The organism is Amycolatopsis sp. 2-15 (assembly GCF_030285625.1).
Classification (GTDB): domain Bacteria; phylum Actinomycetota; class Actinomycetes; order Mycobacteriales; family Pseudonocardiaceae; genus Amycolatopsis; species Amycolatopsis carbonis.
The window spans coordinates 4129306-4153979 of the sequence record NZ_CP127294.1 but is presented as its reverse complement, the minus strand read 5'-3'; the positions used below and the strand labels follow the sequence as shown (position 1 = coordinate 4153979).

Genomic DNA, 24674 nt, shown 5'->3' with positions numbered 1-24674 from the left:
GCCATGACCTCAATCGACACCATCACCCTCGAAGTGACCGATCCCACCGCCGCCGAACGCTTCTACGCCGACGCTTTCGGGCTCGGCTCCCGCCTGCGTCTGCGGGAGTCGCAGGAACCGTCCGACGGCTTCCGCGGCTTCACGCTCTCGCTGACGGTCTCCCAGCCCGCCAACGTCGACGCCCTCATCTCCTCGGCTCTCGCCGCCGGCGCCACGACGCTCAAGGCCCCCGCGAAATCCATGTGGGGCTACGGCGGCGTCGTCCGGGCCCCCGACGGCACGATCTGGAAGGTCGCGACGTCCGCCAAGAAGGACACCGGCCCGGCCGCACGGGAGTTCGACGCCGTCGTGCTCCTGCTCGGCGTCGACGATGTGGCCGCGAGCAAGAAGTTCTACGCCTCGCGCGGGCTGAGCGTGGGCAAGAGCTTCGCGCGCATGTACGTCGAGTTCGAGACGGGGCCGGTGAAGCTGGCGCTGTACCGCCGCCGCGCACTGGCGAAGGACGCCGGCGTGGCCCCCGCTGGGACGGGCGCGCACCGCATCGCGGTGGTCGGCGGAGAGGAAGCTTTCACGGACCCCGACGGTTTCGCGTGGGAAACCACCGCGTCGGCCGAGGTGCGGTGATGTGCCGCTATCGGTTGTACACGACCGGGCTGAACGGGGTCAGCAGCTCCGACACCGAACACGAGGACGGCGCGCAACCCGTGCAACCGTCCACTGCGGACTCCGCCGCTGGGGTTTCCGCCCGGCCCGGGGCGGAAATCCCCGGGCCGGACCGGCAGCTTCAGTTCACCAGCGCGTCGAACATCCCCGGCTCGTAGGAACCACCCGGGTTCCGCACGATCACGTTCATGCGGTTCGCCGCGTTGATCATCGACACCAGGCACACCAGCGCCGCGATCTGGTCGTCGTCGAAGTTCTTGCGGACGTGGGACCACGTCTCGTCCGAGACGCCGGCCGAATCGGCCATGCGGGTGGCTTCCTCGGTGAGCGCGAGGGCGGCGCGTTCGGCCTCGGTGAACACGGTGGATTCGCGCCACGCGGCCACCAGCGCGAGGCGCACCGCGGTTTCGCCGGCGGCCGCGGCGTCCTTGGTGTGCATGTCGACGCAGAAGCCGCAGCCGTTGAGCTGGCTGGCGCGCAGGTTGACCAGTTCCTGGGTCGACTTCGGCAGGGCCGACTTCTCGAACAGGAGGCTCGCGGAAGCGAAGCGCTTGGCGAACTTGGTGGCGAACTCGTTCTCGAACAGGTTCATGCGGGTCATGGAGTCGTCCTCACTCGTCGTTTCGCGAACTGATGCCCACCAGATGCCGGCGACCCCGCCGTTGTGACATGTCACGAAACACAACCGGGCGGCATCTGGTGAGGGACACTGTCGAAACGGAAGGGGGAAGCGCATGGCCGACCGCAGCACGGAGCTGTTCCTCACGCACCGCAACCTGTTGTTCACCATCGCCTACGAGATGCTCGGCTCGGCCGCCGACGCGGAGGACGTGCTGCAGGAGACGTGGCTGCGCTGGGTGGACGTCGACTTCGACGGGGTGCAGAACCACCGCGCGTACCTCGTGCGCATCACCACGCGCCAAGCCCTGGGCCGGCTACGGACGCTCGGGCGGCGCAAGGAGTCCTACGTCGGGCCGTGGCTGCCGGAGCCGCTGCTGACCGCGCCGGACGTCGCCGAGGACGTGGAGCTCGCCGACAGCGTCTCGATGGCCATGCTGCTCGTGCTGGAGACGCTCACGCCGACCGAACGCGCGGTGTTCGTGCTGCGCGAGGTGTTCGACCTGGGCTACGGCGAGATCGCGGACGCCGTCGGCAAGAGCGGCGCCGCCGTGCGGCAGATCGCGCACCGGGCGCGGGAGCACGTGGCCGCCCGCCGGCCGCGCGGGCCCGTCTCGCGCACCGCCACCCGCGACGCGCTCGCCGCTTTCCAGCACGCCATCGAAACCGGCGACCTGCAGTACCTGCTCGACATCCTCTCCCCGGACGTCGTCTTCCTCGGCGACGGCGGCGGCGTCAAGCAGGCCGTGCTCAAGCCCGTGATCGGCGCCGACCGCGTGGCGCGCATCCTGGGCGCCGGTCTGGGCCGCCTCGCCACGTCCACCCGGCTGCCCGCGCAGGTCAACGGCTACCCCGCCCTCACCGTCCACTTCGACGGCGCCCTCGACACGGTCCTGGCCTTGCGCATCGACGACGGGCTCGTCACCGGCATCTACGCGGTGCGGAACCCGGAGAAGCTCTCGCACATGGACAAGGAGCGGAGCCTGCAACGGTGAGCGAGGCCGGTGTGTTCGCCCGGCCACCGGCTTTTGTCGGTCCCCCCGGGTAAGTTCGATGACATGGCAACAATGGTGACGTTCCACGCCCACCCCGACGACGAGTGCATCGTGACCGGTGGCGTGATGCGCAAAGCCGCCGACGAGGGACACCGCGTGGTGCTGGTGGTCGCGACGCGCGGCGAGGTGGGCGAGGTGCCCGACGGGTTCCTCAGCGACGGCGAGGAGCTGTGGGAGCGCCGCGTGCGCGAGACCCACGCGGCGGCCGAGGTGCTCGGCGTCAAGCGCGTGGAGTTCCTGGGCTACCGCGACTCCGGGATGATGGGCGAGCCGACCAACGACGCGCCGGGCGCGTTCTGGCGGGCGTCGGTCGAGGAGGCGGCGCAGCGGCTGGCCGACATCCTGCGTGAGGAAGACGCCGAAGTGCTCACGATCTACGACGACTACGGCAACTACGGCCACCCCGACCACATCCAGGTCCACCGCGTCGGTATGCGGGCGGCGGAGCTGGTGGGCACGCCGCGCGTCTACCAGGCGACCTCGAACCGCGACCACATGCGCCGCGGGCTGGAGCTGGCCGTGGAGATGGGGGCGATGCCGCGCGAGGCGGTGCCGGACGTCGACGCGCAGGAGAAGCTCGGCAAGCCCGAGGCCGAGATCACGGCGGCGGTCGACGTCAAGCCGTTCCTCGCCGCGAAGCGCGCGGCCATGCGGGCGCACCCGAGCCAGATCAGCGACGAGTCGTGGTTCCTCGCGATGCCCGACGAGGCGTTCGGCCACGCGTTCGGCATCGAGTGGTTCATCCGCGCCGGCCACGGTCCGGGGATCACGGAGACGGACCTGATGGCGGGCCTATGACACCGCGGCGGTCACGTCCAGCCCACCAGCTGGCCCGGGTAACCCAGGCACGTCACGCCCAGCAGCGTGCTCGCGGTGCTGAACGCCGGCCCGACGCCGAGCCGGTGAACCGGTCCCAGACGGCGGAGCGCACGGCGCGCTCGGCCGTGGCCACGTAGATCACCGTGCGGACCACGTCGTCGGCGGTGGCGCCGGCGGCCGTGAGCGCGGTGGCGGTGTTGGCGACGACCTGGTCCACCTGCGCGAGCACGTCACCGTCGACCACGGCACCGTCCAGCCCGAGCGGGCACTGGCCGGCGAGGTGCACGGTCGTGCGGCCCGAGACGGTGGTCACGTGGTGGTAACCGGGCGTCGCGTGCAGGGCGGGCGGGTTCTGCCGTTGAATGGTCACGGGGCCGCATGGTGGTGCACCCGCCGCGTGGCCGGCCAGCGATTTTCGGGGCTCGGGAGGGCACATGCGCAGGACCGTGGACTGGGCCGACGGCGCCGTCGTGATCATCGACCAGGTCGCGCTGCCCGGCGCGTACCGCACGCTGGAGCTGCGGACGGTCGACGAGCTCGTCGACGCGATCCAGCGGCTCGCCGTGCGGGGCGCTCCCGCGCTGGGCGCCGCGGGGGCGCTGGGGGTCGCGCTGGCGGCGTTCGCGGGTGGCTCGGACGGCGCGGTGCGGGCCGAAGCCGAACGCCTCGCCACCGCCCGCCCGACGGCCGTCAACCTCCGCTGGGGCGTCACCCGCGCGCTCGGCAAGCTCGGCGGCGGCCCCGAAGCCGTCCTCACCGAGGCGCTCGCGATGCTCGACGAGGACGAACACCTCAACCGCACCGCGTCGGGCCACGCGGCGGACGTAGTGCTGCGCGAGACCACCCGCCGCCCGCTGCGGCTGCTGAGCCACTGCAACGCGGGCCACCTCGCCACCGTCGCGTGGGGCACGGCGCTCGGCGTTGTCTGGCACCTGCACGAGCGAGGCCTCGTCGAGTCCGTGCTGGTCGACGAAACCCGGCCCCTCCTGCAGGGCTCCCGCCTCACCGCGTGGGAACTCGCCCAGGCCGGCGTCCCCTACCGCGTCCAGCCCGACAGCGCCGCCGCCCTCGCGATGTCCCGCGGCCTCGTCGACTGCGTCCTCGTGGGCGCCGACCGCATCGCCGCCAACGGCGACGTCGCCAACAAGATCGGCACCTACGGCCTCGCGATCGCCGCCGCGCACCACGGGGTGCCGTTCGTGGTCGTCGCTCCTGAGTCCACAGTGGACGCTTCGATCGCCTCGGGCGCGGACATCGAGATCGAGGAACGCCGGCCTTCGGAGCTCACGGAGTTCGGCGGTGTCCGCATCGCTCCGGAGGATGCCGAGGCCTTCAACCCGGCTTTCGACGTGACGCCTGCCGCGCTCGTCACGGCGGTGGTGACGGAAAACGGCGTCCGGACTCCTCAGCCGATGTCGTAAACCGCGACGGTTCCCTTTCCTGCCACGGCGATTCGGCCTGGCGCGAGTATGTGCAACCCCACGGCCCGGCCGGCCACCCGGGTCCGCGTGAGACGGGTGCCGTCGGCGGCCCAGTGTTCGAGGTGGCCGGCGTTGTCGAGGGTCACCAGGCCGCCGGCCACCGCAACCGAGCCGACCAGGCGTTCGACGCTCGTTGGGCGGGGGAAAGCGGCCGCGGGTGCCGGGTGGGTACGCCACGAGGTGGGGTCCAGGGCGCGGCCGCCGACGACGGCGCTGGAGCCAGAGACTTCGAAGACGGGACCGGCGTCGGGGTCGGGGACGTGGGCCCACCAGGCGCGTTCGACAGCGCCGGTGGCGGGGCGCAGCAGTTCGACGAGGCGGCCGCCCGGCTTCCCGACGAGGAAACCGCCGGCGAACCACGCCGGGCGGACGGTGGAACCGGACCGGGTCCACCGCAGCTCCCCCGTCGTTCGGTCCAGGGCGCGCAGCGGGGTGTAGCCGCGCCAGCCGCCGACGAGGACGAGGTTCGGGGAGGCCACGACGTGGCCCGAAGGCCAGCCGACGTCGCGGGTCCAGCGCGGTTCGCCGGTCGGCCAGGAGAGGCAGAACAGGCGGCTGGGCAGCTGGGGCAGGGCGAACACGTCGGTGCCGTCCACGACAACGGCGCGTGGCCACGTGCCGAGCGGTACGTCCCAGTGCACCGTGCCGTCGGAGCCTGCGAGGCGGACGAGGCGAGTGGACCGTTCGTGCACCAGCACGTCACCGTCCGCGACCGCGAAGTCGTGGATCGAGGGCCGTTGGTGCAGTGGCCGTTCCCACCTCAGCTCGAACACGGCCACATCGGACCAGCCGACCGGCTGCCCGGCAAGCCAATTACCCCACGAGCGACCGGTACAACTCCAAATGCGCCCGCGCCGCCGCAGCCCAGGTGTGGCGCTCAGCCAACGCCACCCCCGCCGCGCGGTCCTCCGTCCCGGAATCCAGCGCCTCCTGGATCGAGGCCGCGAAACCGCGGGGCGTGGAAGCGAACTGGGCCACCCCACCGAAAACCTCGCGCAGCACCGGCAGATCACGCGTCACCAACGGCACCCCGGCAGCCAAGGCCTCCATCGCCGCCAGACCGAAACCCTCCTTCGTCGAAGGAAACGCGAACACCGCCGCCGAACGCACCAGCGACGGCAGCGAGTCGTGCGAAACCGGCCCCAGCACCACCGGATCCACGCCCAGCTCGGCCGCCCGCTTGTCCCAGCGTTCACGGTAGTCGCGGTAGTCGAAGAGCGTCTCGCCGCCCGCGATGACCAAGCGCACGGGAGGGTCGAGCAAAGCGACGGCCTCCAGCAGATCCAGCGAACCCTTACGCGGCTCGATACCGCCGACCGCGAGCACATACCGGCCGAAGCGCGCCCGCCAATCCCCGTAGGGCGCCGACGAAAACCGGGCAGCGTCAACGCCGTTGGGGATCACCGTGGCCTCGATCCCCCAGCCCGCGTGCACCTCCTCGGCCACCGACGCCGACACGCACACGTGGGCGAACGGCCGCGTGATCGCCCGTTCGTGACACGCGGCCAGCTCGGGCGTGGTGAACCTGTCGAGGTGATGCACCGTGCGCACGCAACGGTCCACGGCGTTGGCCGAAATGCAGTCCTGCGCGTGCACGATGTCGTACTCACCGGCCGGAAAAGCCGCGCCCAGAACCGCGATCGAGCGCACGATCCGCGAACCCACGGACTCACCCGGCACGTCGGGAAACGGCACCACCACCGTCGTCACGCGCGGATCCACCGGCCGGAAGAAGCCGCTGTCACCGCCGCGGCCCAGCGTCCACACGGTCACGTCCGCGCCGAGCGCGGCCAGCGCCTCGGCCAGCGCCAGCGTGTGCACCACGCCGCCGCGGGGTTTCGTCGAATAGCTCAGCAACGCGATGCGCAACGTCAGCCCTCCCGATACGCGAAAGGTTTGCGTTCCCCGAGGTGGTGCAGCACGCGGCGGGCGTTCGCGACTTCCCCCGCCACGTCGACCTCCGCCACCGCGAGGCCCGCCTTCGACCAGGTGCGCGCGAGGATCTCACCGCCGGGGCCGACGACCTTGGCCTGGCCGAGGAACCGCATGCCACCCATCGCACCGGTCTGGTTGGACGACACCAGCACCACCTGGTTCTCCGCGGCGCGCGCCTGGTCGTACAGGTCGAACAGCCGCGACTGGCGGTCCTGCGCCATGCGCGGGGCCCGGTCGGTGATGCTCGTCGGCCACGCCGAGAGGCACGCGACGATCTCCGCGCCGTCCACCGCGAGCGAGCGCGCCGACTCCGGGAACGTCTTGTCGTAGTCGATCAGCATCCCGACGCGCCCGACCGGGGTGTCGAACGCGGCGAACGAATCCCCCGCGTCGTACGCGACGCTTTCCCCCGGCGGCTGGTGCACCTTGCGGTGGTGGCCGAGCACGCCGTCGCCTGTCACGCACACGGCCGCGTTGTAGCGGCGCGCGCCGTCGGCCTCGCAGTAGCCCACGCACACGGTCATCTCCGCCGCCAGCGCCTGCACCGTTTTCAGCTCGGGGCAACTGGGTTCGAGCGCCGGCGGCAGCGCGTCGGGGTCGGGGTGGCGCAGGTCGGCGAGGTAGCCGCCGAGCGCCGCGTCGGGCAGCACCAGCAGGTCGGCGCCGCTTTGGCGCGCGTGGTCGATCAACGTGGCGATGCGCCGCAGGTCGAACTCGAGGTCACGCCCGAAGTGGGCGGCCACCGCGGCGATCCGGAGCCGGCCCATTCACCCGCCCACCGCATACGCGGCGGGCCGGCGGTCGGCCAGGTGCGCCATCGCCCGGCGCGCGCCCGCCAACGCGGCGGCGACGTCCACCTCGGCGATCGCCAGACCTTCGGCCACGCCCGTGTCGGCCAGCACCTCACCACCGGGGTCGACGATCTTCGCGCTCGCCACGAACCGCAGGTCGCCGAAGGTGCCCGACTGGTTGGCCGAGACCCACACGATCTGGTTCTCCAGCGCCCGCGCCCGGTCGAACAGGTCGAACCGGCGCTTCCAGCGGTCCTCGGCGAGGTCGGCGCTCGGGTTGGTCCGGCTGCCCGGCCACGCCGACATGCACACCACCACCTGCGCGCCGTCCAGGGCCAGCGCCCGCGCCGATTCCGGAAACGCCTTGTCGTAACAGATCATCATGCCCAGCCGGCCCACCGGTGTGTCGAACGCGGCGAACCCGCTGCCCGCGCCGTAGCTGGCGTCCTCCGACAACGGCTGGTGCACCTTCCGGTGGTGCCCCAGCACACCGTCGCCGCTCACGCACACCGCCGAGTTGTAGCGCCGGTCGCCGTCGCGCTCGCAGTACCCGGCCGTGACGACGAGATCGCCCGCCAGCTCGGCCAGGCGGCGGATCTCCGGACCCGCCGGATCGAGCGCGGGCGGTCCCTCCGCGTCGCCGTCGAGGTTCGCGAGGTACCCGCCGAGCGCCGCCTCGGGCAGCGCCAGCAGGCCGACGCCCTCCGCTCTGGCTTCCGCGATCAGCTTCTCGATCCGCGCGAAGTCGCTCTCGACGTCGCGGTCGAAGGGCGCCGCCACCGCGGCCATCCGCACCGTGCTCATGTTCTCTCCTCGATCATGCTGCCTCCCCCAATCCCGTGACCCCGCCGTCCACGACGGTCGTCACCTCGCCGTCCGGCCACCTCAGCCGCACGCCGGACCCCGCCACGAGCTCACCGCAGCCGGCGGTCACGGCGGCGCGGGCCGGAGCGGGCGCCCCGGCCGTGAGCATCGCGAAGCCCGGGAAGCAGGTGAACCAGTCACCCACCGTCGTCCCGGCCGGGCGCGGCACCTTCGCGACGTCCAGCACCGCGCCGCAGCCCGACGCCTCGGCGAGCATCCCGAGCGTGCCGGCGAGGCCCGCCATCGACACGTCCTTGGCCGCCGCGGGCCGCGCCCGCGCGACGGCGCCGAGCAGGTCGCGCAGCTCGGGCGTGCGCCGTGAGCTCGTCGAATCCCATTGCCGCCCGGTGTATCCGGGCCGCCAGCGGCCGTCGAGGTCGGCGGTCAGGTACACCGTCTGGCCGGGTTTCCCGCCGCCGCCCGGCACCGGCTCGGCCGCGCGGCCCAGCGCGGTGACGGCCAGCGACGCCGGGACGCCGAACTGCGTGTGCCCGCCCAGCACCGGCACGCCGTACGCAGCGCTCGCCTTCCGGAGTCCGGAAAGGACTCTCGCGGCGAACGACGCGTCCCGCGCACCCAGCGCGTCCAGCAGCGCGACGGGTTCCGCGCCCATCGCGGCCAGGTCGTTCACGTTCACCAGCGCCGAGCACCAGCCCGCCCATTCCGGGTCGCGCTCGACCATCGACGGCACGATCGCGTCGCACGCCGCCACCAGGTCGCTGCCCGGAATCGGCACGCCGTCGTCGCCGAAGAAGCCCGGGCTGCCGGTGAGCCCGGGCAGCAGTGTCCCCAGTGAACGTTTGGTGGCCTGCGCCAGCGCGGCCACGCGGCCGATGGGCCACCGCATCAGCACGTGCTCGACGCCCGCCACCGTGACCGGCCGGACGTTCTGCCAGCCCAAGCGCGTGAACATGCGCTCGTTCTGCACCTGCACGGTCGCCTCGAAGCGCAGCGCGCCTTCCGTTTCGGCCCGGGCACAAGCGGCTCGCACGAGCGCGCGTCCGACACCGTGCGGGCTGCCGGGCGCGACGACCAAGCGCCCACCGGTCCACCAACCGAAGTCCGGGCCGTCTTGCGCCGGGCCGAGCCGGACGCCGCCGAGCACCGTGCCGGCGGCGTCACGCGCCACGAGCACCAGCGTCCGCGGGTCGGTGTCTCGGTCGTCCACGTCGTGGCGGGCGAACAGGCCTTGGCGCTGCACGAACGTCTCGTGCCGCAGCGCTCGGTAGGCCGTGAGCCCACTGTGGCCGGCCGGTTCGATCCGGAACTCGGATGGGGCGACGGCGCTACGGGAATCGCCGAGCAACGCCAGGATGTCGTGGTCCACATCAGCCTCCCGCCGCGCTCAGCACGCTGCACGCTCCGCAAGCCGCACAGCCGGCACCCTGATCGGCCCCGGTCATCCCCGCGGCCCGCAACAGCTCGGCCACCCGCCGCGTCACCTCACGCACCAACGCCGGCGAAGGGGCCACCGCGCCGTCGCGCCGGGCGAGTGTGCCGAGCATCGGCCGCATCGGCACCACGAACGGGTACACGCCCCGCTCGATCAACCGGCCGGCGCCCGCGACCAGCTCGTCCGGGTCCTCACCGAGGCCGATCAGCAGGTACGTCGACACGCGGTTGGGGCCGAACACCCGCACGGCCTCGTCCCACGCCGCCTCGTACTCCGCCATCGGCACGCTCGACTTGCCGGGCATCCACCTCCGGCGCACGTCGTCGTCGAGCGATTCCACGTGGATGCCGATCGACGTCGCGCCGGCTTCGTGCAGCTCGGTCAGCACGGCGAGGTCGCCGGGCGGCTCGATCTGCACCTGGATCGGCAGGCCGGGCATGGCTTCGAGCACCGCGCGAACGCAACGCACGAGGTGGCGTGCCCCGCGATCCGGCCCGGCCGTGGTGCCGGTGGTCAGCACCATCTGCCGGATCCCGTCGAGCCGCACGGCCGCTTCCGCGACCTCGGCGAGCTGCGCCGGGGTCTTGGCCGCGACCGTCGAATCGGCGCGCAGCGACTCTTCGATGGTGCAGAACCGGCAGCGCTGGTCTTCGACGTAGCGGATGCACGTCTGCACGACTGTGCTGGCGAGCACATCCTTCCCGTGCAGCAGCGCGATCTTTCGGTACGGCACACCGTCCGCTGTGGACAGATCGTAGAACTTCGGGCGGGCCACGGGTTCGACCGAGAGGCCGAGGTCGAGCGAGCCGCGGAAGACACGGCCTTCCCTTACTTGATAAGGGCTTTCGTCGTTGATCGGCAGCGTGGCGTTGGCACCGTCGACGACCAGGTGCCCGTCGTCACTCGGCCCGGCGCCTTTGCTGCGCTGCACGGGTGCGTCCATGCGCACCCCGCGGACGGCCATGTCGGCGCGGGTGTCCAGAATCTCTTCGGTAGTGGTGCCAACGCGCACGCCCGCCTCCTAGAACATGTACGTGGAGTTGATGATCGCGCCCTTGCGCGCGTAGTGGATCAAGGCGTCCTGCACGTCGAGCGGGTGTGCCGGGATCACGCCTTCGATGAGGTCTTCCTCGCGCGCGCCGTGCAGCGAGAGCCCGAAGCGGCAGCAGTAGACCTTGCCGCCCTCGGCGATGAACGTCTTGAGCTGGTCGTTGATGTTCAGCTCGCCGGGGAACGCGGCGTTGCCGGTGGTGGGGAACCCGCGCGTGGCCAGGCAGTTGAGCGAGCCCGGGCCGTAGAAGTAGATCGCGGTCTCGAAACCCTTGCGCAGCGCGCGGGTCGCCTGCAGGATCGCGACGAAGCTCACCGAAGACTCGTGCGCGATGCCGTGCACGAGGGTGAAGTAGGTCTCCCCGTTCTCCGCCTGGTAGTCGGGGAAGATCTTGGTGGCGCCGTAGAGGTTCGACCCCTGCGGCAAGGACGGGTGCGGAATCTCGTCGAGGCTGGTCTTCTCGAGGTCGGTCAGCTCGGCCATCGGTCATTTCCCTTTCTTCGGTCCGTACAGCACCTCGAACGTGCTCCGGAAAACGTGGTCGCCCAGCTCGCCGTCGCCGACCACCGCGGTCAGCTTCGCGAGCTCGCCCTCGTAATCGCCCCACGGCTGGTCGGAGGCGAAGAGCACGCGGTCGTGCCCGATGCCGCGCCGGGAGATCTCCTCGGCGAGCCAGCGCGGGGTGAAGCCGATCGCCCAGGACAGGTCGGTGTAGACCTGTTTGCCGGCGGCGATCCAGTCGAAGAAGCGCCCGCCGGCGAGCTTGATGTGCCCGCTCATCCCGCCGCCGAAGTGCACGAGGTGCAGCTTCGCGTCGTCGGCGTACTCGTCCACGAGTTTGCCCACCTCGTCCACATCGGACGCGGCGCCGGGCGACGTGTGCACGTGGACGACGAGATCGTGCTCACGGGCCGTGGCGAAGATCTTGTCGAGCTGGGGTTTGCAGGCCGGGTCGCTCGCGCGGCCGCCGAGCAGGAAGCTGAGCTTGAGCGCGCGGACGCCGGGTTCGCCGGCCAGCTTGAGCGCCTGGTCGGTTCTCGCGGCGTCCTCACTCCGGGGTGACACCCACAGGGCCGCGGCGATCCGGTCGTCCTTTTCGGACGCTTCGACGCAGAGCTCGTTGAAGGAGAACGCGATCTCCGGGTCGGGCACGCCGTAGTTGGGGATCACGAGGGTGCGTTCGGTGCCCTCACGGTCCAGATCGGACAGCAGCTCGTCGATCGTCGCCCGCGAGCCGATGGCCGGGGCGACCGGCGGGCCGCCGTAGAAGGGGTACGCGGGCAGCACGCCGAGGTGGCGGTGGGCGTCGGCGATCCAGCGCATCACGCGACCGTCCTCGGGGCGACCCAGTCGTCGGCCGGCTCGGTGTTGCGGGGCGTGCCGGAGATCCAGCGGACGTCGGCCGCGCGCTCGCCCGCGACGATGCGGCGCGCCAGGTACTCCGCGTCGGCGCCGACGCCGCAGAAGCGCCCGGACCCCCAGGTGTGCTGCCACGGCAGGCCGAGGAAGAACAGTCCCGGGGAGCTCGTGACGCCGCGGCGGTGCGTCGGGTAGCCCTTGCCGTCGAACACGGGGACGTCGATCCAGCGGTGGTCCCGGCCGAAGCCGGTGCTCCAGACGACCGCGGAGATCCTGGTGGTGTCCAGGGTTCGCGGCTCGTCGTCCGGCTGCCAGACGGGGGTGTAGCGGGGTTCCGGTGGTGCTTCGATGTTCGCCCGGGTGAGGTAGGCGTCGATCGAGTCCTTGATGCCTTCGGAGACGGCGTCGGCTGCGTCGAGGTTGCGGCGGAGGTCGGGGGCGAAGTGGAGGACGTTGTCGCGGACGTCGGTGAGGCGGCCGTAGAGCTGCATGCCCTCACGGGCGAACGCGCGCAGGTCGATGTCGTGGCCGCCGTCGCGCCCGGTGACGTAGTGGTTGGCGCGGAACCGGACGGCGTCCGCGTCGGCGAACTCGTCGATTCCCCTGGCGTAGTAACCCATGTCGTCGAGCCAGGCCACCACGTCGCGGCCGCGGTAGCGCCGCGCCACCCGCGGCGCCGACCCCACCGCGAGGTGCACGCGGCGGCCCGCGAGGTGCAGGTCCTCGGCGATCTGGCAGCCGGACTGGCCGGTGCCCACCACGAGGACCTCGCCGGCGGGCAGCTGCTCCGGGTTGCGGTACTCGGAACTGTGCAGCTGCGTTGTGGCGGCCGGCAACCGCTCGGCCAGCCGCGGCGTTAGCGGCACCTGGTAGGGGCCGGTCGCCACCACGACGTGGTCCGCCGTCAGCTCACCCTGCGTGGTGGCCACGCGGAACCCGCCCCCGGGCACCTTCGTCAGGCGCGTGGCCTCGACCCCCTCGACGATCGGCACGTCGAAGGATTTCTTGTAGTCTTCGAGGTAGGCGACGATGTCGTCGCGCACCATGAACCCGTCCGGATCATCGCCCGGATAGGGGAAACCGGGAAGCCGGCACTGCCAGTTGGGCGTCACCAGGCAGAAGCTGTCCCAGCGGCGCGAGCGCCACTCGTGCCCGGCGCTCTCGCGCTCGAGCACCACGTGCCCGACCCCGGCGGTCGTCAGGCACTGGGACATCGAGAGCCCGGCCTGTCCGCCGCCGACCACGATCACCGGCCGGTGCAGGCCGTCGAGCTGGAAGTTCATGCCGCACAGTGCACCGCCGGGCGAAGTCCGAACCGTTTCATCCGGAACACTGCCGTGTTACATGCGCCGCGCAGAGTTACGGTTCACGGCGGCGCTCGTTAACACGATTTCGGGTGGGGGCAAGAAAAGGGGGCCCGCACCGTCACTCGATCGAGTGACGGCAGGCACGGCAACCCTTCATGTCTCTCGCGCGTGAGCTCAGGGCGCCCTCCGCGGGCGCGACAGGGCGAACGAGCGGGGGAACTCGAGTGGGGCGCTGGATCACGAAGAACGGCCGGCACATCTACATCAACGGCAGCGGCAAGGGTGTCGCCGTCGCGGTCGCCGGCCTGATGTTGTTCGGTGGTGCTGCGGGCGCCGGAGCGTTCGGCGGAGCCGCGGGCGGAGCCGCCGTGGATGCGGCCGCTGAGTCGCTGGCCGGAAACACCGCCGGCGACGTCGTGGACTCGCTGCCGGGGCGCTCGCTGAAGGCCCGAACCAAGTCCGGGCAGGAAAGCGCGCGCAAGGGCGATGCCAAGAACGCGTGGAGCCGGCTGAAGTTCAAGGAGCTCAAGCGCAAGGTCGAACGCAAGCTCGAACGTGAGGCCGACTGCTTGGTCGCCGCGTCGGGCCGGGTGCGGGAGTTCCTGGCCAAGACCCCGTGCACGTCGCTGGACCGGATGCTCCTGGCCGTCGGAGACGGTCATGGCAACGCGGCTGTCGTCTCGGTGGTGCGGGTCGGGTTCAAGACCAAGGCTCAGGCGGGCAAATTCCGCCAGGTCGAGACTGTGCAGGGCAGTGGGGACGTCCGCCCGTTGGAGGCCGCCGTGACGCTCGGGCTGGCCGGCGTTCACATGACCGGCCTCAACTACTCCGACCGTCCCGACGGCGCCGGCCTGGTCGTCGCCGAAGCCGATCAAGCCACCGGGCACGTACCCCGCGAGACCCTGAAGGCGCTCGCCGACGTCGCCGCATACCTGCCGGTGAAGTAAGCAAAAGGGCCCCTCCGCAAGCAAGCAGAAGGGGCCCTTCCCCGACGTCACCTCAAGGCCGTGGCCCCACGACCTCCGCGCCATCCGTGATCGTGATGGCCATCGCCGGGCAGGAGTCGGCGGCGTCGAGGGCCGTCTCGTCCGGGGCGACGGTGTCCGCCAAGGGGTGGGCGACCGGGCCGTCCAGTTCGAAGAGCTCCGGCATCAGCGAGGCGCACATGCCGGAGCCGATGCATGTGTGTTCGTCGACTTCCACTTTCCAGGTCATCGTCACCACCCGATCGGCATTGAGCGTGGTCCGCGGACCAGCATCTGGGTCTTCCACACGATATCCCCGGCGAGGTGGAGATTCGGCATTTCGCGGGTGAGAGCCTTCAGCGCCTCCTGCACCTCCAGGCGGGCGAGCGGCGCGCCGAGGCAGTGGTGCACGCCGTGGCCGAAGCCGAGGTGGTGGGTGTCCTCGCGGTCGAACACGAGGGTGTCGGCGTCGCCGAACTGGAGGCGGTCGCGGTTGGCCGCGCCGATCGCGACGAGCACCGGTTCGCCCTCGCGGACGAGCACGTCGCCGACCTGCACGTCTTCGGTGGCGTAGCGCGCGAAACCGGCACCGGCGCCCAGGGGGACGAAGCGCAGCAGCTCCTCGACGGCGGCGTTGATCAGCGACGGGTCCTCGACGAGCTTTTTCCACTGCTCCGGCTGGTCGAGCAGCGCGTAGACGAAGTTCGGGATCTGGCTCGCCGTGGTCTCGTGGCCGGCGATCAGGATCCCGACGCACAGGTCGACCAGCTCGAGTTCCGTGAGCCGGTCGCGAACGTCGCGCGCCTCGATCAAGGCGGTCATCAGGTCGTCCTGCGGCTGTTCGCGGTGCTGCGCGATCAGGCCCGACATGTACGCGCGCAGCTCCTCGCGGTTGCGCTCGAACTCCTCGGCGGTCAGGCCGCTGGAGGTGAGCGCGGCATCGCTCCACACGCGGAACTTCGCGCGGTCCTCGGTCGGCACGCCGAGCAGCTCGCAGATCACGGCGACGGGGATCGGCAGCGCGTACGCGTCAACCAGGTCGGCGGGCTGCCCGGCCGCCTTCATGTCCTCGATCAGCCCGGTCGCCAGCTCCTCGACACGCGGCCGCAGCAGCTCCACGCGCCGGACGGTGAACGCCTTCGCGACGAGCGTGCGCAGCCGCGTGTGGTCCGGCGGGTCCATGGTGAGGATGCCGCCCGAACGCCGGTGCGCGGCCATCCGCGGCTCGTCCTTCTGTTCCGACATCGCGCGCGAGAACCGCCGGTCGCCCAGCACGAGCCGGGCGTCGGCGAACCGCGTGGCGAGCCAGGCCGGCTCACCGTGCGGCATCTGCACGCGGATCATGCCCTCCGCGCCGCGGGCGTCGGCATACGCCGCGTTGAGCGCGAGCCCCGCCTCTTCGTTGAACGGGTACGCAAGCGGCTCCGACTGCGTGGTGGTCATGCGGGGAACTCCCAATCTGACGGAAAGTCCGGTTTGTAAGCACCTGCTTACAAACAACGGTACCGAGTCGGCCCCGACTTGTCAGCCGCTGCGCAGCGGGAGATCAACACTACTTTCCGTGACCGCCGGCGGGCGCGCTCGAACCCCGCCCTGGTGCATCGCGAATTACCGCGGGCCGTCCCCACGGGTGTGGCCGCCGGTGAAGTTCCCGGTTTCGGGGTCGAGGTGCCCGTGCCGCACCTGCTCGTGCACGCTCGCCGGGATGGCCGGCGGCTCGGGCGCGGTGCCGGTCCACTCCCCCAGGTCACCGCCGCCGGCGACGACCTCGTCCAGGAACTCCCGCACCGGCAGCGAAGACGGCGGGAGGAACGCCGGCAACCCGTTGCGCGGCACGGCGATCACGCTCGGGATGCACGCCTTGTCGAAGTCCCCGTCCTCGAGGAACGCGACGCTGTTGAACGGCACGATCCACGCCAGCTCGTGCTCCGACACGAACTCCTCTTCCACGACGAGCCGCCCCACCACGGGGTGGATCAGCTCCGGGCCGACCTGGTCGGCGATGAACCGCGTCGCGATCGCCACGGCGTCTTGTTTCTGCACGTGCTCCGCCTGTCCGAATCAGCCGTTGAAGTGCTGGTCTGCCCTGAGCCAGTCCTGGTAGACGTCGTCGATCCCGGTACCCGCGGCCGGGTTCGGCGCAGGCGCAGGCACCGGGGGCGCGGCCGACGGGGGCGTCCACCCCGGCGGCGGGCCCTTCGCGGCGTGCTCCGGCGGGTCGTAGCGGAAGTACTGCAGGTTGCGCGGATCGGTGTCAGCTTGCCCGAGCTTGCCCGACTGTCCATCGAGGAAGACGACACCCTTGTCCGTGTTGACCACGTTCATCACGTGGGAGCTGCGGTCGTCGCGAATCACGATCACGTAGCCCTTGCTGCCGGGGGCACTCGCCTTGTCGATGACCTGGTCCCAGTTGTCCAGATTGGCCGGCGGGTCGGCGTTCGGGTTCTTCTGCCGTAGCGGGTGGTTCGCCCCGACGGCGGTGCCGATCTGGTCGTCCGGCGGCAGCTTCGGCGCGGGTTTGACCTTGCCGCCCAGCATGTCGTCGACGGACGTGATGGCCGGCGTGCAGTTCTTCCCGTCCTTCGTCGGGTTCAGCTTGTTGAGGTTCGGGTAGTACTTGCTCGCGAAGTTGCCCGCGCCGAGGGTGTCGGCGTTGATCGACGGCCGGGTCGTGCCACCCGGCCCGGCCGACGCCTTCACCTTGTTGCCCGGGACGAACACGCCGCCGACCTTGTCGAAGAACGAACTGGTCGTGTCCCCGAGACCGTGCACCGGCGGCGAGTCGACCGGGTCCGAGCTCCGGGGCGGCGGGGATTTCGGGGTGCCGCCGCCGGTGCTGGAGGTGTGGGTGGTGTCGGTCGACTTCGGAGTGCCGCTGCCTCCGCCCGACTTCGCCGGCGGGGGCGTGAAGTCCGATCCCGAGCCGGTGTAGCCCGAGCCGTTCGGCGCGTCGTCGGCCGCCTTCGCGGCAGGCGGCGGGGCGTAGTCCTTCGGCGAGCCTTCGTAACCGGACGCCTTGGTCGAATCGTCCGCGCCCGACTTGCCCGGGGGCGGGGTGTAGTCCTTCGGCGTGCCCTCGTAGCCGCCACCGTGGGTCGCGCCGCCGCCGTCACCGGCGGTTTTCACCGGCGGCGCCTTCGGGGTGCCGCTGAGATCCTTGGTTTTCGGCGGTGGGGCGACCTTGCCGCCCTTGAGGCCCTTCAGCGCCTTGCCCGCGTCTTCGAACAGTGTGCCGGCCTTCTTCAGCAGCGGAACCAGGGCTTTGAGGGCCTTGACCAGCTTCGTGACGAGACCGGTGATCTGCGACGCCGTCTTCGCGACCGCACTGGCGACCTGCGGGACGACCCACGCCTGGCCGATGCCGAGCGTGAACACCACCTGCAACGCCCAGCTGATCAGGTGCCCGATGAGCTCCGAGATGATGTCGCGCACGAGCGTCCGGACGGCCGCGACCACCTCACCCGCGGTCTTCACCCCGGACGACGCGCCCTCGGTACCCTTCTGCGCCGACTGCAGCAGCGTGCCGAGGTCCTGCGCACGCTGCCGGTAGGCGTCCGACGCGGAGCCCGACCACGACTGCAGGTCGGCGTTCACGGCGTCGGTCAGGTCCGAGGCGACGCCGCCGAGCTCTTTCGCGACGTTCGCCCAGGTCTCGGACTGTGCCTTGATCTGGTCGGCGTTGCCGGTGAGACCGTTGAGCGCGTCCTTGAGCGGGCCGACGTGCTCCATGAGCCCGACACACCCGCGGCCAGGATCGCGCCGAAGGGGTCCATCGCCACCGACAAGGCGTCGAGCGCGGTCCCTACCGCCCCCATCGCGACCGACGCCCAGTCGCCCGACTCGATGGCCGTCGAGAGGTCGTTCGCGGTCTCCAGCAAGGAAATCCCCGAGTACGCCTTCGTCGAATCGACGGTCGGCGCAATCAGCGGATTGCTCATGCGGTTTCTCCTCGTGCCCTGATCTCGATCTCATCCCATCACGGCCGCGCGGCGGACGTCGGTTCACCACCCCGATGTGTCACCGCGCACAAACCCACCCGAACGAGTGCACGATCAACCCGGCCCACCCGCGGGACGCAGCACCGATGCGCCCTCACCGCGTGCACCGCGGTTAACCTCGTGCGCGAACGGGAGGCGCCATGACCGCAGAATCGCACGCCCGGAAACGGGACGCCGCGGCGACGAAAACGGCGCTGCTCGACGCCGCCGAACAACTGTTCGCCGAGCGCGGCTTCGACCGCACCACCGTGCGCGACATCGCCGGCCGCGCCGGCGCGAACCAGGCGCTGCTGTTCCGCTACTTCGGCAGCAAAGAAGCCCTCTTCGAGGCCGTCATGACCCGCGGCGGCTTCGCCCAGCTGGAGGCGACCCCGCCCGAGCACCTGTTCGCCGAAACCCTGCGCAGCCTCCTCAAGGACGACTCCGAGCGCCGCGACCGCTCCCTGGAGACCTACCTGCGCTCCACCGGCACCGACGGCGCCGGCGCCGCCCTGCGCGACCAGCTCGGCGAGGAATACGCCCGGGCGCTCGCCTCCCTCACCGGCGAGCCCGACGCCGCGCTGCGCGCCGACCTCGCGCTGGCCTGGCTGCTCGGCATCGGCCTCGTCCGCGCGGTCACCCGCAAGGACCCCCTGGCGAGCGCCTCACCGGAAGACGTGGCGCGGCTGACGGGGCCGGCAGTGCGGACGCTGCTGGAGCGGAGCGAATAGGCCGGCGTCAGGCGCTTTGCCGGGTGAGCCAGCCGTCGATGTCCGAGGTGGCCTCGGCGGCGCTGGGGCTGAGCGTCAGCGAGTGCGCGGCGCCGGGGACCGCGATGGCGGTGAACCGCGGGGCTCGCGGAAAGAAGCCGCGCTCGGCGTGGTCGATGGAGTCCGCCGTGGCGCAGGAGATGCCGAGGACGCCGCCGCAGAAGAGGACGTCGGCGGCACCGTTCTCGATCAGCACCGGCACGGTGATCGAGAACGAGTTCGTGAGCGGCAGCACGCTCAGCGCCTGCACCGCGCCGTCGGCTTCGGTGGCCGAGAGCACGTCCTTGGTCGCTTCGTCGCGCGCGACGGCCGCGGCGCTCGCGGTGTCGCCGTCGAACAGCGCGCCTCGGTGGCCGGGGATCGAGGTGAGCATGCCCGCGTCGAGGCCGGCGACGGGCCCGACCTGCGCGTCGAGCACCGCCGGGTAGAGGTGCTGGGTGAAGGTCCGCGCGAGGATGTCAAGCGAAAGGTAGTGCGTCATTCCGGTGAGCACGAGGTAGTCGACGTCGTGATAGGTCCCGGCCTCCGCCATCGCCTCGATCGAGCCGAGCGAGTGGCCGACGAGCGCGACGCGGTCGTAGGCGTGGCCACCGACGGCGCCGCCACGCAACGCCGTGATCACCTGGTGCACAGCCGCCGACTCGGTCTCCGCGGTGATCAGCACGGACGGCAGGTGCGTCGACTCGCCGTAGCCGAGTTTGTCGATCGCGAGCGTCGCGTACCCGTCGGCAGCCGCGGCGGCGGGGACGTCGAAGGCTTCGTTCCAGTAGCGCCGGTCGTAGGTGGCGCCGTGGACGAGCAGCTGCACGGTCCGCGGCTGCCGCCCCACCGGCGTGCAGTAGGTGCCGTGCACCTGCGCCGCCACGGCGAGGTCGGCGGTCACCGGGATCTCGACCTCCGCGCAGCTCTCGGCCGGCGCGGCACTCGCGGGCGACCCGACCACGGCCACCGCGGCGAGCGCCGCCGCCACGACGATGCCTACCCGGCGGACGGAGTTCATGGGTACCTTCTTCTGGCTCGCGACAAGGAATCCGGCCTTGCGAGCGTAAAAGGTGAACCCGTGTCCAGGCCCCGTTCGAGGACGCCGACGCCGAGACCGTGCCCGGCTGTCACCGCCTCGGCGTCGGCCGGAATAAATCCGCCGGTGTTGCCCGATCGTGGCTCTCGCGAACAGTCCTAACGCAGCGCCCGCCGCAGCAGCTCCGCCAGGTGCACGGCCTGCCGGCCCGACTCCTGCGCGATCTGCGTCCGGCAGCTGAACCCGTCGGACAAGACCACAGTGGACTCCGCGGCCTCCCGCACGGCCGGCAGCAAGCGATCCTCCGCCACGGCCTTGGACACGTCGTAGTGCCCCTTCTCGAACCCGAAGTTCCCGGCCAGCCCGCAGCACCCCGAGTCCAGCGTCGTGTTGCGCACGCCCGCCGCGGCCATGGCCGCTTCGTCGGCGGCGAAGCCGAGCACGGCGTGCTGGTGGCAGTGGACCTGAGTGATCGTCTCGACGTCGAGCGACACCTCCAGCGGTTTCGGTGCGTCGGCCAGCAGTTCGGCGAACGTCCGCGTCCGCGAAGCCAGCAGCTCGCCGACGGGGTCACCGGGCAGCAGCGCCGCCAGGTCGCCGCGGAACAGCGCCGTGCAGCTCGGTTCCAGGCCCGCCACCTCGTAGCCGGCTTCGAGATACGGCCGCAGCACGGTCAACGTCCGCTGCAGCACGCGTTTCGCCATGTCCAGCTGCCCCGTCGACACCCACGTCAGTCCACAGCAGACACCGCGGTCGGGCAGGACCACGTCGTAGCCGGCCGCCGTGAGCACCTCGGTCGCGGCTTCGAGCACGTCCGGCGTGAGGTAGTTGTTGAACGAGTCCGGCCACAGCACCACCCGCCGTTCGCCCGTCGCCCAGCGGCGCAGGTCGCGGCGGGCCCGCGTGAACGGCACGGTGGCGAACGAAGGCAGGTCGCGTTCCGCCGCGATGCCACCCAACCGCTTCAGCGGCCCGGCGGCCCAGCGGCGGCGAGAGAAGAAGTTCGCCACGCGCGGCGCGAGCGACACCGCGCGCAGCCACATCGGCAGCCAGCCCATCGAATAGTGCGACGCCGGGCGCCGCCGCCCGCGGTAGTGCTGGTGCAGGAACTCGGCCTTGTAGGTGGCCATGTCGACGTCCACCGGGCAGTCGGACAGGCAGCCCTTGCACGACAGGCACAGGTCGAGCGCCTCGGCGACCTCCTCGGACGCCCAGCCGTCCTTGATCACCTCGCCGTTCACCATTTCGGCCAGCAGATGTGCGCGTCCGCGCGTGGAATGTTGTTCTTCGCGCGTCGCGCGGTAACTCGGGCACATCACGCCACCACCGCTGGTGTTGCGGCACTTCCCGACACCGACACACCGCCGCATCGCCTGGCCGAAACTGCCGCGGTCCTCGGGATATCCGAGCACCGTCACGTCTTCGAGGGCCAGCGGCGCGCGGCGCACGCGCAGGTCCGCGTCCACCGGCCGCGGGTCCACGATGATGCCGGGGTTCATCCTGCCGGCCGGGTCGAAGATGCCCTTGAACCGGGCGAACAACGCCATCATCTCGGGGCTGTACATGCGGCCCAGCAGCTCCGAACGCGCCTGCCCGTCGCCGTGCTCCCCCGAGAGCGAGCCGCCGTGCGCGGCGACGAGATCCGCGGCCTGCTCCAGGAACTTCCGGAACTGCGCCTTCCCCGGCGTCGACAGCAGGTCGAAGTCGAGCCGCAGGTGCAGACAGCCCTCGCCGTAGTGGCCGTAGACCACACTGCGGCGGCCGTGCTCACGCATCAGCTCCTTGAACGCCCGCAAGTACGAGCCGAGCCGCGCGGGCGGCACCGCGGCGTCTTCCCAGCCAGGCCAGGCCTCGGCGCCGTCGGCCAGCCGCGTGGCCAGCCCCGCGCCCTCCTCCCGGATCCGCCACAGCCGGCGCTGCGCCGCGGGATCGTCGAGCACGACCGAACCCGTGAGCGCACCACGCAGCGAAGCCGCCAGCTCCCGCGCTCGCGCAGCGGCTTCCGCCGGGGACGAACCGGCCAGCTCCACGAAAAGCCACGCCCCACCGGGCGGAAGTCCCTGCGCCCGCCCGGGTTCCAGCATCGCGACGAGCTCCGCGTCCACGCCCTCGACGGTCAGCGGCGACCACGGCAGGATCCCCGGCACCGCGTCGGCCGCGTCGATGTCGGACGGAAAACCCAGCACCGCCAGCACGCGGTGCTTCGGCAGCTCGGCGAGCGCCACGGTCGCACCCAGCACCGTCACGCACGTGCCCTCGCTGCCGACCAGCGCCTTGGCGACATCGAACCCGTTCTCCGGCAACAGGTGTTCCAGCCCGTAGCCGGACACGCGCCGGGAGAACGCCGACAGTTCCGTGCGCAGCAAAGCGAGGTTGTCCCGCACCAGCGAACGCAGCTCGGTGAACACCCGCCCCTCGGTGCCCGGACGCGCCGCCCGTGCGTCCACTTCGGACGGTGACGTCGGCCCCATCGTGAGCCGCGTGCCGTCGTACAGGAGCACGTCGAGCTCACGCACGACGTCGACGGTCCGGCCCCACGCCACGGAGTGCGAACCGCAGGCGTTGTTGCCGATCATGCCGCCGATCGTGCACCGGCTGTGCGTGGACGGGTCCGGCCCGAACCGCAGCCCGTGCGGCGCGGCGACGGCCTGCAGGTCGTCGAGCACCGTGCCGGGCGCCACGCGCGCGAGCCGCGTTTCGGGATCGATCCACTCGACCCCGCGCACGTGCCGTGACGTGTCGACCACGATCCCCGGCCCGCACGAGTTCCCCGCGACACTCGTGCCCCCGCCACGCGGCACCAGCGGCGCCCCGCGCTCCCGGGCCGCCGCGACGGCGGCGACCACTTCGTCCACCGTCTCCGGCAGCACCACGCCGAGCGGCACGTGGCGGTAGTTCGACGCGTCGGTGGTGTAGAGCGCCAGCGTGGCGGTGTCGCTGAGGATTCGCACGCCCTCCATTCAAGACACGCCGTCCTCGGGACGGCACAGGGGGACCCCGAAAAATCTCGACATCACCCCAGAGAACACGTGAAATGCACGACATCGGGCCTGTCGCGACGGAAACTGTCGGTGGTCCGGGTTCTACTGGAACAGCGAAGGAAGGAGGCACCGCGATGTCGGATACGCAGTCAGAGCAGCAATCGAGTGAGCTGAACCACCGCGAGCGGACCACCCTGAGAGCCGTCGCGTCGGGGCGGGCCGAGATCAGCTGCAGCTGCGAGCCAGACCTGTTCGTCGACGGGTTGAGCTGCTGCGACCAGGCCACCACCCGTCGCCTCGTGCGGCGCGGGTTCATCGAGGCCGCGGCCGAAGGGCCGTGTGGCGAACTGGTGCTGGCCGCGCTGACCGCGGCCGGGATGGCGGCCCTGAACGAGGCCACGCGCGCCGGAGCGGTCACAGCCGCCTGAGCCGGCCGCGCACCGGGCGCGATTCCTGGCGCCCCACTGCGGTTGCGTGCGGGCGGGTTCTGCACGGGAGGATTCCGTACGGGAGGGTTCCGCGCTGGAGGTGTCCGTCAGGAACGCACCCATTCCTCCCCGAGTTCGACAGACTCCGCCGTCCCGCCGGTCACGTCGGCGAGCCAGGCGGCGAAGGCCGGTTCCTCGCCGGGAGCCAGGCCGACCTCGAAGTGCGCCGACGCCTCGAATCGGGTGCCGTGCAGCACGTACGCCGAAGCGCGCAGATCGTTCTCCAGCCGGCCCGAGCGGGTGTAGTCCACCTCGACGTCGAAAAGCAGCAGGCGCCGGTACTCGACCACGGACGCGGCGTCCAGCGCGTCGGACACCGCCTGTCCATACGCGCGGATCAGACCTCCCGCGCCGAGCAGCACCCCGCCGAAGTGACGCGACACCACGGCGACCGTGTCGGTCACCCCGCGGCGGCGCAGCACCTCCAGCATGGGGACGCCCGCGGTGCCGGCGGGTTCGCCGTCGTCGCTGGAGCGCTGGGTGCGCCCGTCCGCCCCGAGCACGAAGGCGTGGCAGTGGTGGCGCGCCGCCGGTTCGGCCTTGCGCCGGGCCGCGATCACGGCCCGCGCGGCGGCCTCGCCGGCCACCGGAGCGAGCGCGCAGAGGAACCGGGAGCGCTTGATTTCGATCTCATGCAGTACCGGGCTCGCCACGGAGAGATAACGATCAGCCATCGACGGTTCGCCTCATGTGTCCAGTCAACCAGCTCCGCCCGTGGCACAAGCCGCGACCCGCGCAGGCGTTTTCGCAGGTCAGCGAGGCTACTGACCAGTGGTCGGGAGACGTGGCCCGACATATGGTCATACCCCGGGGGCCGTCAACGTAAGCGTGGCATTTCCCACCCGAGCGCAACGACATATGTCGAACACAGCGAATTCACACTATCGTCATAAGACCCGGCGAACCCGGGAGTAACACCACGCGCCCGGCCGGCCCCCCACCACACAGGCTGACCGATCCACGCGTGCGCAGCCGCAGCGAACCGCTGCACCACCGAAGGACTGCTGCACCGACGAGAGCAACAGCGCCGATCGTCAGGCAACACTGGCGAAGAACGCGGCGCTGACGTAACTTGTGGCCGCCCAGTGCCGTGCGGCTTTACCCGGAACCGCCCTGCCGCAGCCCGGTCGATGTCGACC

General features: G+C 71.3%; 26 protein-coding genes. 8 read left to right on the top strand and 18 right to left on the bottom strand.

What is annotated here, in order from left to right:
* Positions 1-3: 3 nt before the first annotated feature.
* Positions 4-624 (top strand): VOC family protein, encoded by a 621-nt coding sequence (locus tag QRX50_RS20605; protein WP_285973552.1) that lies wholly within the window; start codon positions 4-6, stop codon positions 622-624.
* A 160-nt stretch (positions 625-784) separates the two neighbouring features.
* Here QRX50_RS20605 and QRX50_RS20600 read toward each other — a convergent pair whose 3' ends face one another.
* A complete protein-coding gene (locus tag QRX50_RS20600) occupies positions 785-1264 on the bottom strand; it encodes a carboxymuconolactone decarboxylase family protein (protein WP_285973551.1) in 480 nt (159 codons plus the stop codon).
* A 133-nt stretch (positions 1265-1397) separates the two neighbouring features.
* Between QRX50_RS20600 and QRX50_RS20595 the strand changes: the two genes are divergently transcribed.
* Both QRX50_RS20595 and QRX50_RS20590 read left to right on the top strand, forming a co-directional pair.
* On the top strand, positions 1398-2276 hold the full coding sequence (locus QRX50_RS20595) for an RNA polymerase sigma-70 factor (RefSeq protein ID WP_285973550.1): 879 nt from the start codon (positions 1398-1400) through the stop codon (positions 2274-2276).
* Between the two features lie 63 nt (positions 2277-2339).
* Positions 2340-3134 (top strand): PIG-L family deacetylase, encoded by a 795-nt coding sequence (locus QRX50_RS20590; protein WP_285973549.1) that lies wholly within the window; start codon positions 2340-2342, stop codon positions 3132-3134.
* A 52-nt stretch (positions 3135-3186) separates the two neighbouring features.
* Here QRX50_RS20590 and QRX50_RS20585 read toward each other — a convergent pair whose 3' ends face one another.
* Complete coding sequence (locus QRX50_RS20585) at positions 3187-3525, bottom strand: RidA family protein (protein WP_285973548.1); 339 nt, start codon at positions 3523-3525, stop codon at positions 3187-3189.
* Between the two features lie 64 nt (positions 3526-3589).
* Between QRX50_RS20585 and mtnA the strand changes: the two genes are divergently transcribed.
* Positions 3590-4576 carry an S-methyl-5-thioribose-1-phosphate isomerase gene (mtnA, locus tag QRX50_RS20580; RefSeq protein WP_285973547.1) on the top strand — a complete coding sequence of 329 codons (987 nt, stop codon included), beginning with the start codon at positions 3590-3592 and terminating at the stop codon, positions 4574-4576.
* On the opposite strand, the gene QRX50_RS20575 is transcribed toward mtnA, so the two are convergent.
* Genes QRX50_RS20575 through QRX50_RS20535 form a run of 9 tightly spaced genes read right to left on the bottom strand, consistent with a single transcriptional unit; the run spans position 4561 to position 13312 of the window.
* Positions 4561-5409, bottom strand: coding sequence for an outer membrane protein assembly factor BamB family protein (locus tag QRX50_RS20575; protein ID WP_285973546.1), 849 nt, complete (start codon positions 5407-5409; stop codon positions 4561-4563). The genes mtnA and QRX50_RS20575 overlap by 16 nt on opposite strands.
* 40 nt (positions 5410-5449) lie before the next feature.
* Positions 5450-6505, bottom strand: coding sequence for an MSMEG_0565 family glycosyltransferase (locus QRX50_RS20570; RefSeq protein ID WP_285973545.1), 1056 nt, complete (start codon positions 6503-6505; stop codon positions 5450-5452).
* A gap of 2 nt (positions 6506-6507) precedes the next feature.
* Positions 6508-7338 (bottom strand): carbon-nitrogen hydrolase family protein, encoded by an 831-nt coding sequence (locus QRX50_RS20565; protein ID WP_285973544.1) that lies wholly within the window; start codon positions 7336-7338, stop codon positions 6508-6510.
* Complete coding sequence (locus QRX50_RS20560; RefSeq protein ID WP_285973543.1) at positions 7339-8166, bottom strand: carbon-nitrogen hydrolase family protein; 828 nt, start codon at positions 8164-8166, stop codon at positions 7339-7341.
* Positions 8167-8179: 13 nt separating this feature from the next.
* Positions 8180-9553, bottom strand: coding sequence for an MSMEG_0567/sll0787 family protein (locus tag QRX50_RS20555; protein ID WP_285973542.1), 1374 nt, complete (start codon positions 9551-9553; stop codon positions 8180-8182).
* A 1-nt stretch (position 9554) separates the two neighbouring features.
* Positions 9555-10631: an MSMEG_0568 family radical SAM protein gene (locus tag QRX50_RS20550; protein WP_285973541.1), complete on the bottom strand. Its 1077-nt coding sequence runs from the start codon at positions 10629-10631 to the stop codon at positions 9555-9557.
* Between the two features lie 9 nt (positions 10632-10640).
* Positions 10641-11153, bottom strand: coding sequence for an MSMEG_0572/Sll0783 family nitrogen starvation response protein (locus QRX50_RS20545; RefSeq protein ID WP_220243137.1), 513 nt, complete (start codon positions 11151-11153; stop codon positions 10641-10643).
* Between the two features lie 3 nt (positions 11154-11156).
* The gene (locus QRX50_RS20540) at positions 11157-11993 is read right to left on the bottom strand and encodes an amidohydrolase family protein (protein ID WP_285974518.1); all 837 of its coding nucleotides are present in this window, start codon (positions 11991-11993) and stop codon (positions 11157-11159) included.
* Complete coding sequence (locus QRX50_RS20535) at positions 11993-13312, bottom strand: MSMEG_0569 family flavin-dependent oxidoreductase (protein ID WP_285973540.1); 1320 nt, start codon at positions 13310-13312, stop codon at positions 11993-11995. The genes QRX50_RS20540 and QRX50_RS20535 overlap by 1 nt, the downstream gene beginning before the upstream one ends.
* 248 nt (positions 13313-13560) lie before the next feature.
* Between QRX50_RS20535 and QRX50_RS20530 the strand changes: the two genes are divergently transcribed.
* Positions 13561-14283, top strand: a complete 723-nt coding sequence (locus QRX50_RS20530; protein ID WP_285973539.1) for a hypothetical protein — start codon at positions 13561-13563, stop codon at positions 14281-14283.
* Between the two features lie 52 nt (positions 14284-14335).
* Here QRX50_RS20530 and QRX50_RS20525 read toward each other — a convergent pair whose 3' ends face one another.
* The 4 genes from QRX50_RS20525 to QRX50_RS50360 form a co-directional block, all read right to left on the bottom strand.
* Entirely contained in the window at positions 14336-14551 is a 216-nt protein-coding gene (locus QRX50_RS20525; protein WP_285973538.1) for a ferredoxin, read from the bottom strand.
* A gap of 2 nt (positions 14552-14553) precedes the next feature.
* Positions 14554-15744 (bottom strand): cytochrome P450, encoded by a 1191-nt coding sequence (locus tag QRX50_RS20520; protein WP_285973537.1) that lies wholly within the window; start codon positions 15742-15744, stop codon positions 14554-14556.
* A 165-nt stretch (positions 15745-15909) separates the two neighbouring features.
* Entirely contained in the window at positions 15910-16344 is a 435-nt protein-coding gene (locus QRX50_RS20515) for a YrhB domain-containing protein (protein ID WP_285973536.1), read from the bottom strand.
* Positions 16345-16362: 18 nt separating this feature from the next.
* A complete protein-coding gene (locus QRX50_RS50360) occupies positions 16363-18030 on the bottom strand; it encodes a toxin glutamine deamidase domain-containing protein (RefSeq protein WP_434533295.1) in 1668 nt (555 codons plus the stop codon).
* On the opposite strand from QRX50_RS50360, the gene QRX50_RS50355 reads away from it, so the two are divergent.
* Entirely contained in the window at positions 18022-18261 is a 240-nt protein-coding gene (locus QRX50_RS50355; RefSeq protein WP_434533294.1) for a hypothetical protein, read from the top strand. The two genes, QRX50_RS50360 and QRX50_RS50355, sit on opposite strands and share 9 nt — an antisense overlap.
* A 178-nt stretch (positions 18262-18439) precedes the next feature.
* Positions 18440-19009 carry a TetR/AcrR family transcriptional regulator gene (locus tag QRX50_RS20500; protein ID WP_285973535.1) on the top strand — a complete coding sequence of 190 codons (570 nt, stop codon included), beginning with the start codon at positions 18440-18442 and terminating at the stop codon, positions 19007-19009.
* Between the two features lie 7 nt (positions 19010-19016).
* Here the strand turns inward: QRX50_RS20500 and QRX50_RS20495 are convergent, their stop codons facing one another.
* Together QRX50_RS20495 and QRX50_RS20490 are read right to left on the bottom strand one after the other, a co-directional pair.
* Positions 19017-20048, bottom strand: coding sequence for an alpha/beta hydrolase (locus tag QRX50_RS20495; protein WP_285973534.1), 1032 nt, complete (start codon positions 20046-20048; stop codon positions 19017-19019).
* 176 nt (positions 20049-20224) lie between these two features.
* The gene (locus tag QRX50_RS20490; RefSeq protein WP_285973533.1) at positions 20225-23017 is read right to left on the bottom strand and encodes an FAD-binding and (Fe-S)-binding domain-containing protein; all 2793 of its coding nucleotides are present in this window, start codon (positions 23015-23017) and stop codon (positions 20225-20227) included.
* Positions 23018-23181: 164 nt separating this feature from the next.
* Between QRX50_RS20490 and QRX50_RS20485 the strand changes: the two genes are divergently transcribed.
* Positions 23182-23475, top strand: a complete 294-nt coding sequence (locus QRX50_RS20485) for a hypothetical protein (protein WP_285973532.1) — start codon at positions 23182-23184, stop codon at positions 23473-23475.
* 107 nt (positions 23476-23582) lie between these two features.
* On the opposite strand, the gene QRX50_RS20480 is transcribed toward QRX50_RS20485, so the two are convergent.
* Positions 23583-24209, bottom strand: coding sequence for a YigZ family protein (locus QRX50_RS20480; RefSeq protein ID WP_285973531.1), 627 nt, complete (start codon positions 24207-24209; stop codon positions 23583-23585).
* Positions 24210-24674 lie beyond the last annotated feature (465 nt).

Coding starts and splice junctions, on each gene's coding strand:
- QRX50_RS20605 (WP_285973552.1), top strand. CDS start 4: ATGACCTCAATCGACACCATCACCCTCGAAGTGACCGATCCCACCGCC.
- QRX50_RS20600 (WP_285973551.1), bottom strand. CDS start 1,264: ATGACCCGCATGAACCTGTTCGAGAACGAGTTCGCCACCAAGTTCGCC.
- QRX50_RS20595 (WP_285973550.1), top strand. CDS start 1,398: ATGGCCGACCGCAGCACGGAGCTGTTCCTCACGCACCGCAACCTGTTG.
- QRX50_RS20590 (WP_285973549.1), top strand. CDS start 2,340: ATGGCAACAATGGTGACGTTCCACGCCCACCCCGACGACGAGTGCATC.
- mtnA (WP_285973547.1), top strand. CDS start 3,590: ATGCGCAGGACCGTGGACTGGGCCGACGGCGCCGTCGTGATCATCGAC.
- QRX50_RS20565 (WP_285973544.1), bottom strand. CDS start 7,338: ATGGGCCGGCTCCGGATCGCCGCGGTGGCCGCCCACTTCGGGCGTGAC.
- QRX50_RS20560 (WP_285973543.1), bottom strand. CDS start 8,166: ATGAGCACGGTGCGGATGGCCGCGGTGGCGGCGCCCTTCGACCGCGAC.
- QRX50_RS20545 (WP_220243137.1), bottom strand. CDS start 11,153: ATGGCCGAGCTGACCGACCTCGAGAAGACCAGCCTCGACGAGATTCCG.
- QRX50_RS20540 (WP_285974518.1), bottom strand. CDS start 11,993: ATGCGCTGGATCGCCGACGCCCACCGCCACCTCGGCGTGCTGCCCGCG.
- QRX50_RS20535 (WP_285973540.1), bottom strand. CDS start 13,312: ATGAACTTCCAGCTCGACGGCCTGCACCGGCCGGTGATCGTGGTCGGC.
- QRX50_RS20525 (WP_285973538.1), bottom strand. CDS start 14,551: ATGACCTGGAAAGTGGAAGTCGACGAACACACATGCATCGGCTCCGGC.
- QRX50_RS20520 (WP_285973537.1), bottom strand. CDS start 15,744: ATGACCACCACGCAGTCGGAGCCGCTTGCGTACCCGTTCAACGAAGAG.
- QRX50_RS50360 (WP_434533295.1), bottom strand. CDS start 18,030: ATGGAGCACGTCGGCCCGCTCAAGGACGCGCTCAACGGTCTCACCGGC.
- QRX50_RS20500 (WP_285973535.1), top strand. CDS start 18,440: ATGACCGCAGAATCGCACGCCCGGAAACGGGACGCCGCGGCGACGAAA.
- QRX50_RS20495 (WP_285973534.1), bottom strand. CDS start 20,048: ATGAACTCCGTCCGCCGGGTAGGCATCGTCGTGGCGGCGGCGCTCGCC.
- QRX50_RS20485 (WP_285973532.1), top strand. CDS start 23,182: ATGTCGGATACGCAGTCAGAGCAGCAATCGAGTGAGCTGAACCACCGC.
- QRX50_RS20480 (WP_285973531.1), bottom strand. CDS start 24,209: ATGGCTGATCGTTATCTCTCCGTGGCGAGCCCGGTACTGCATGAGATC.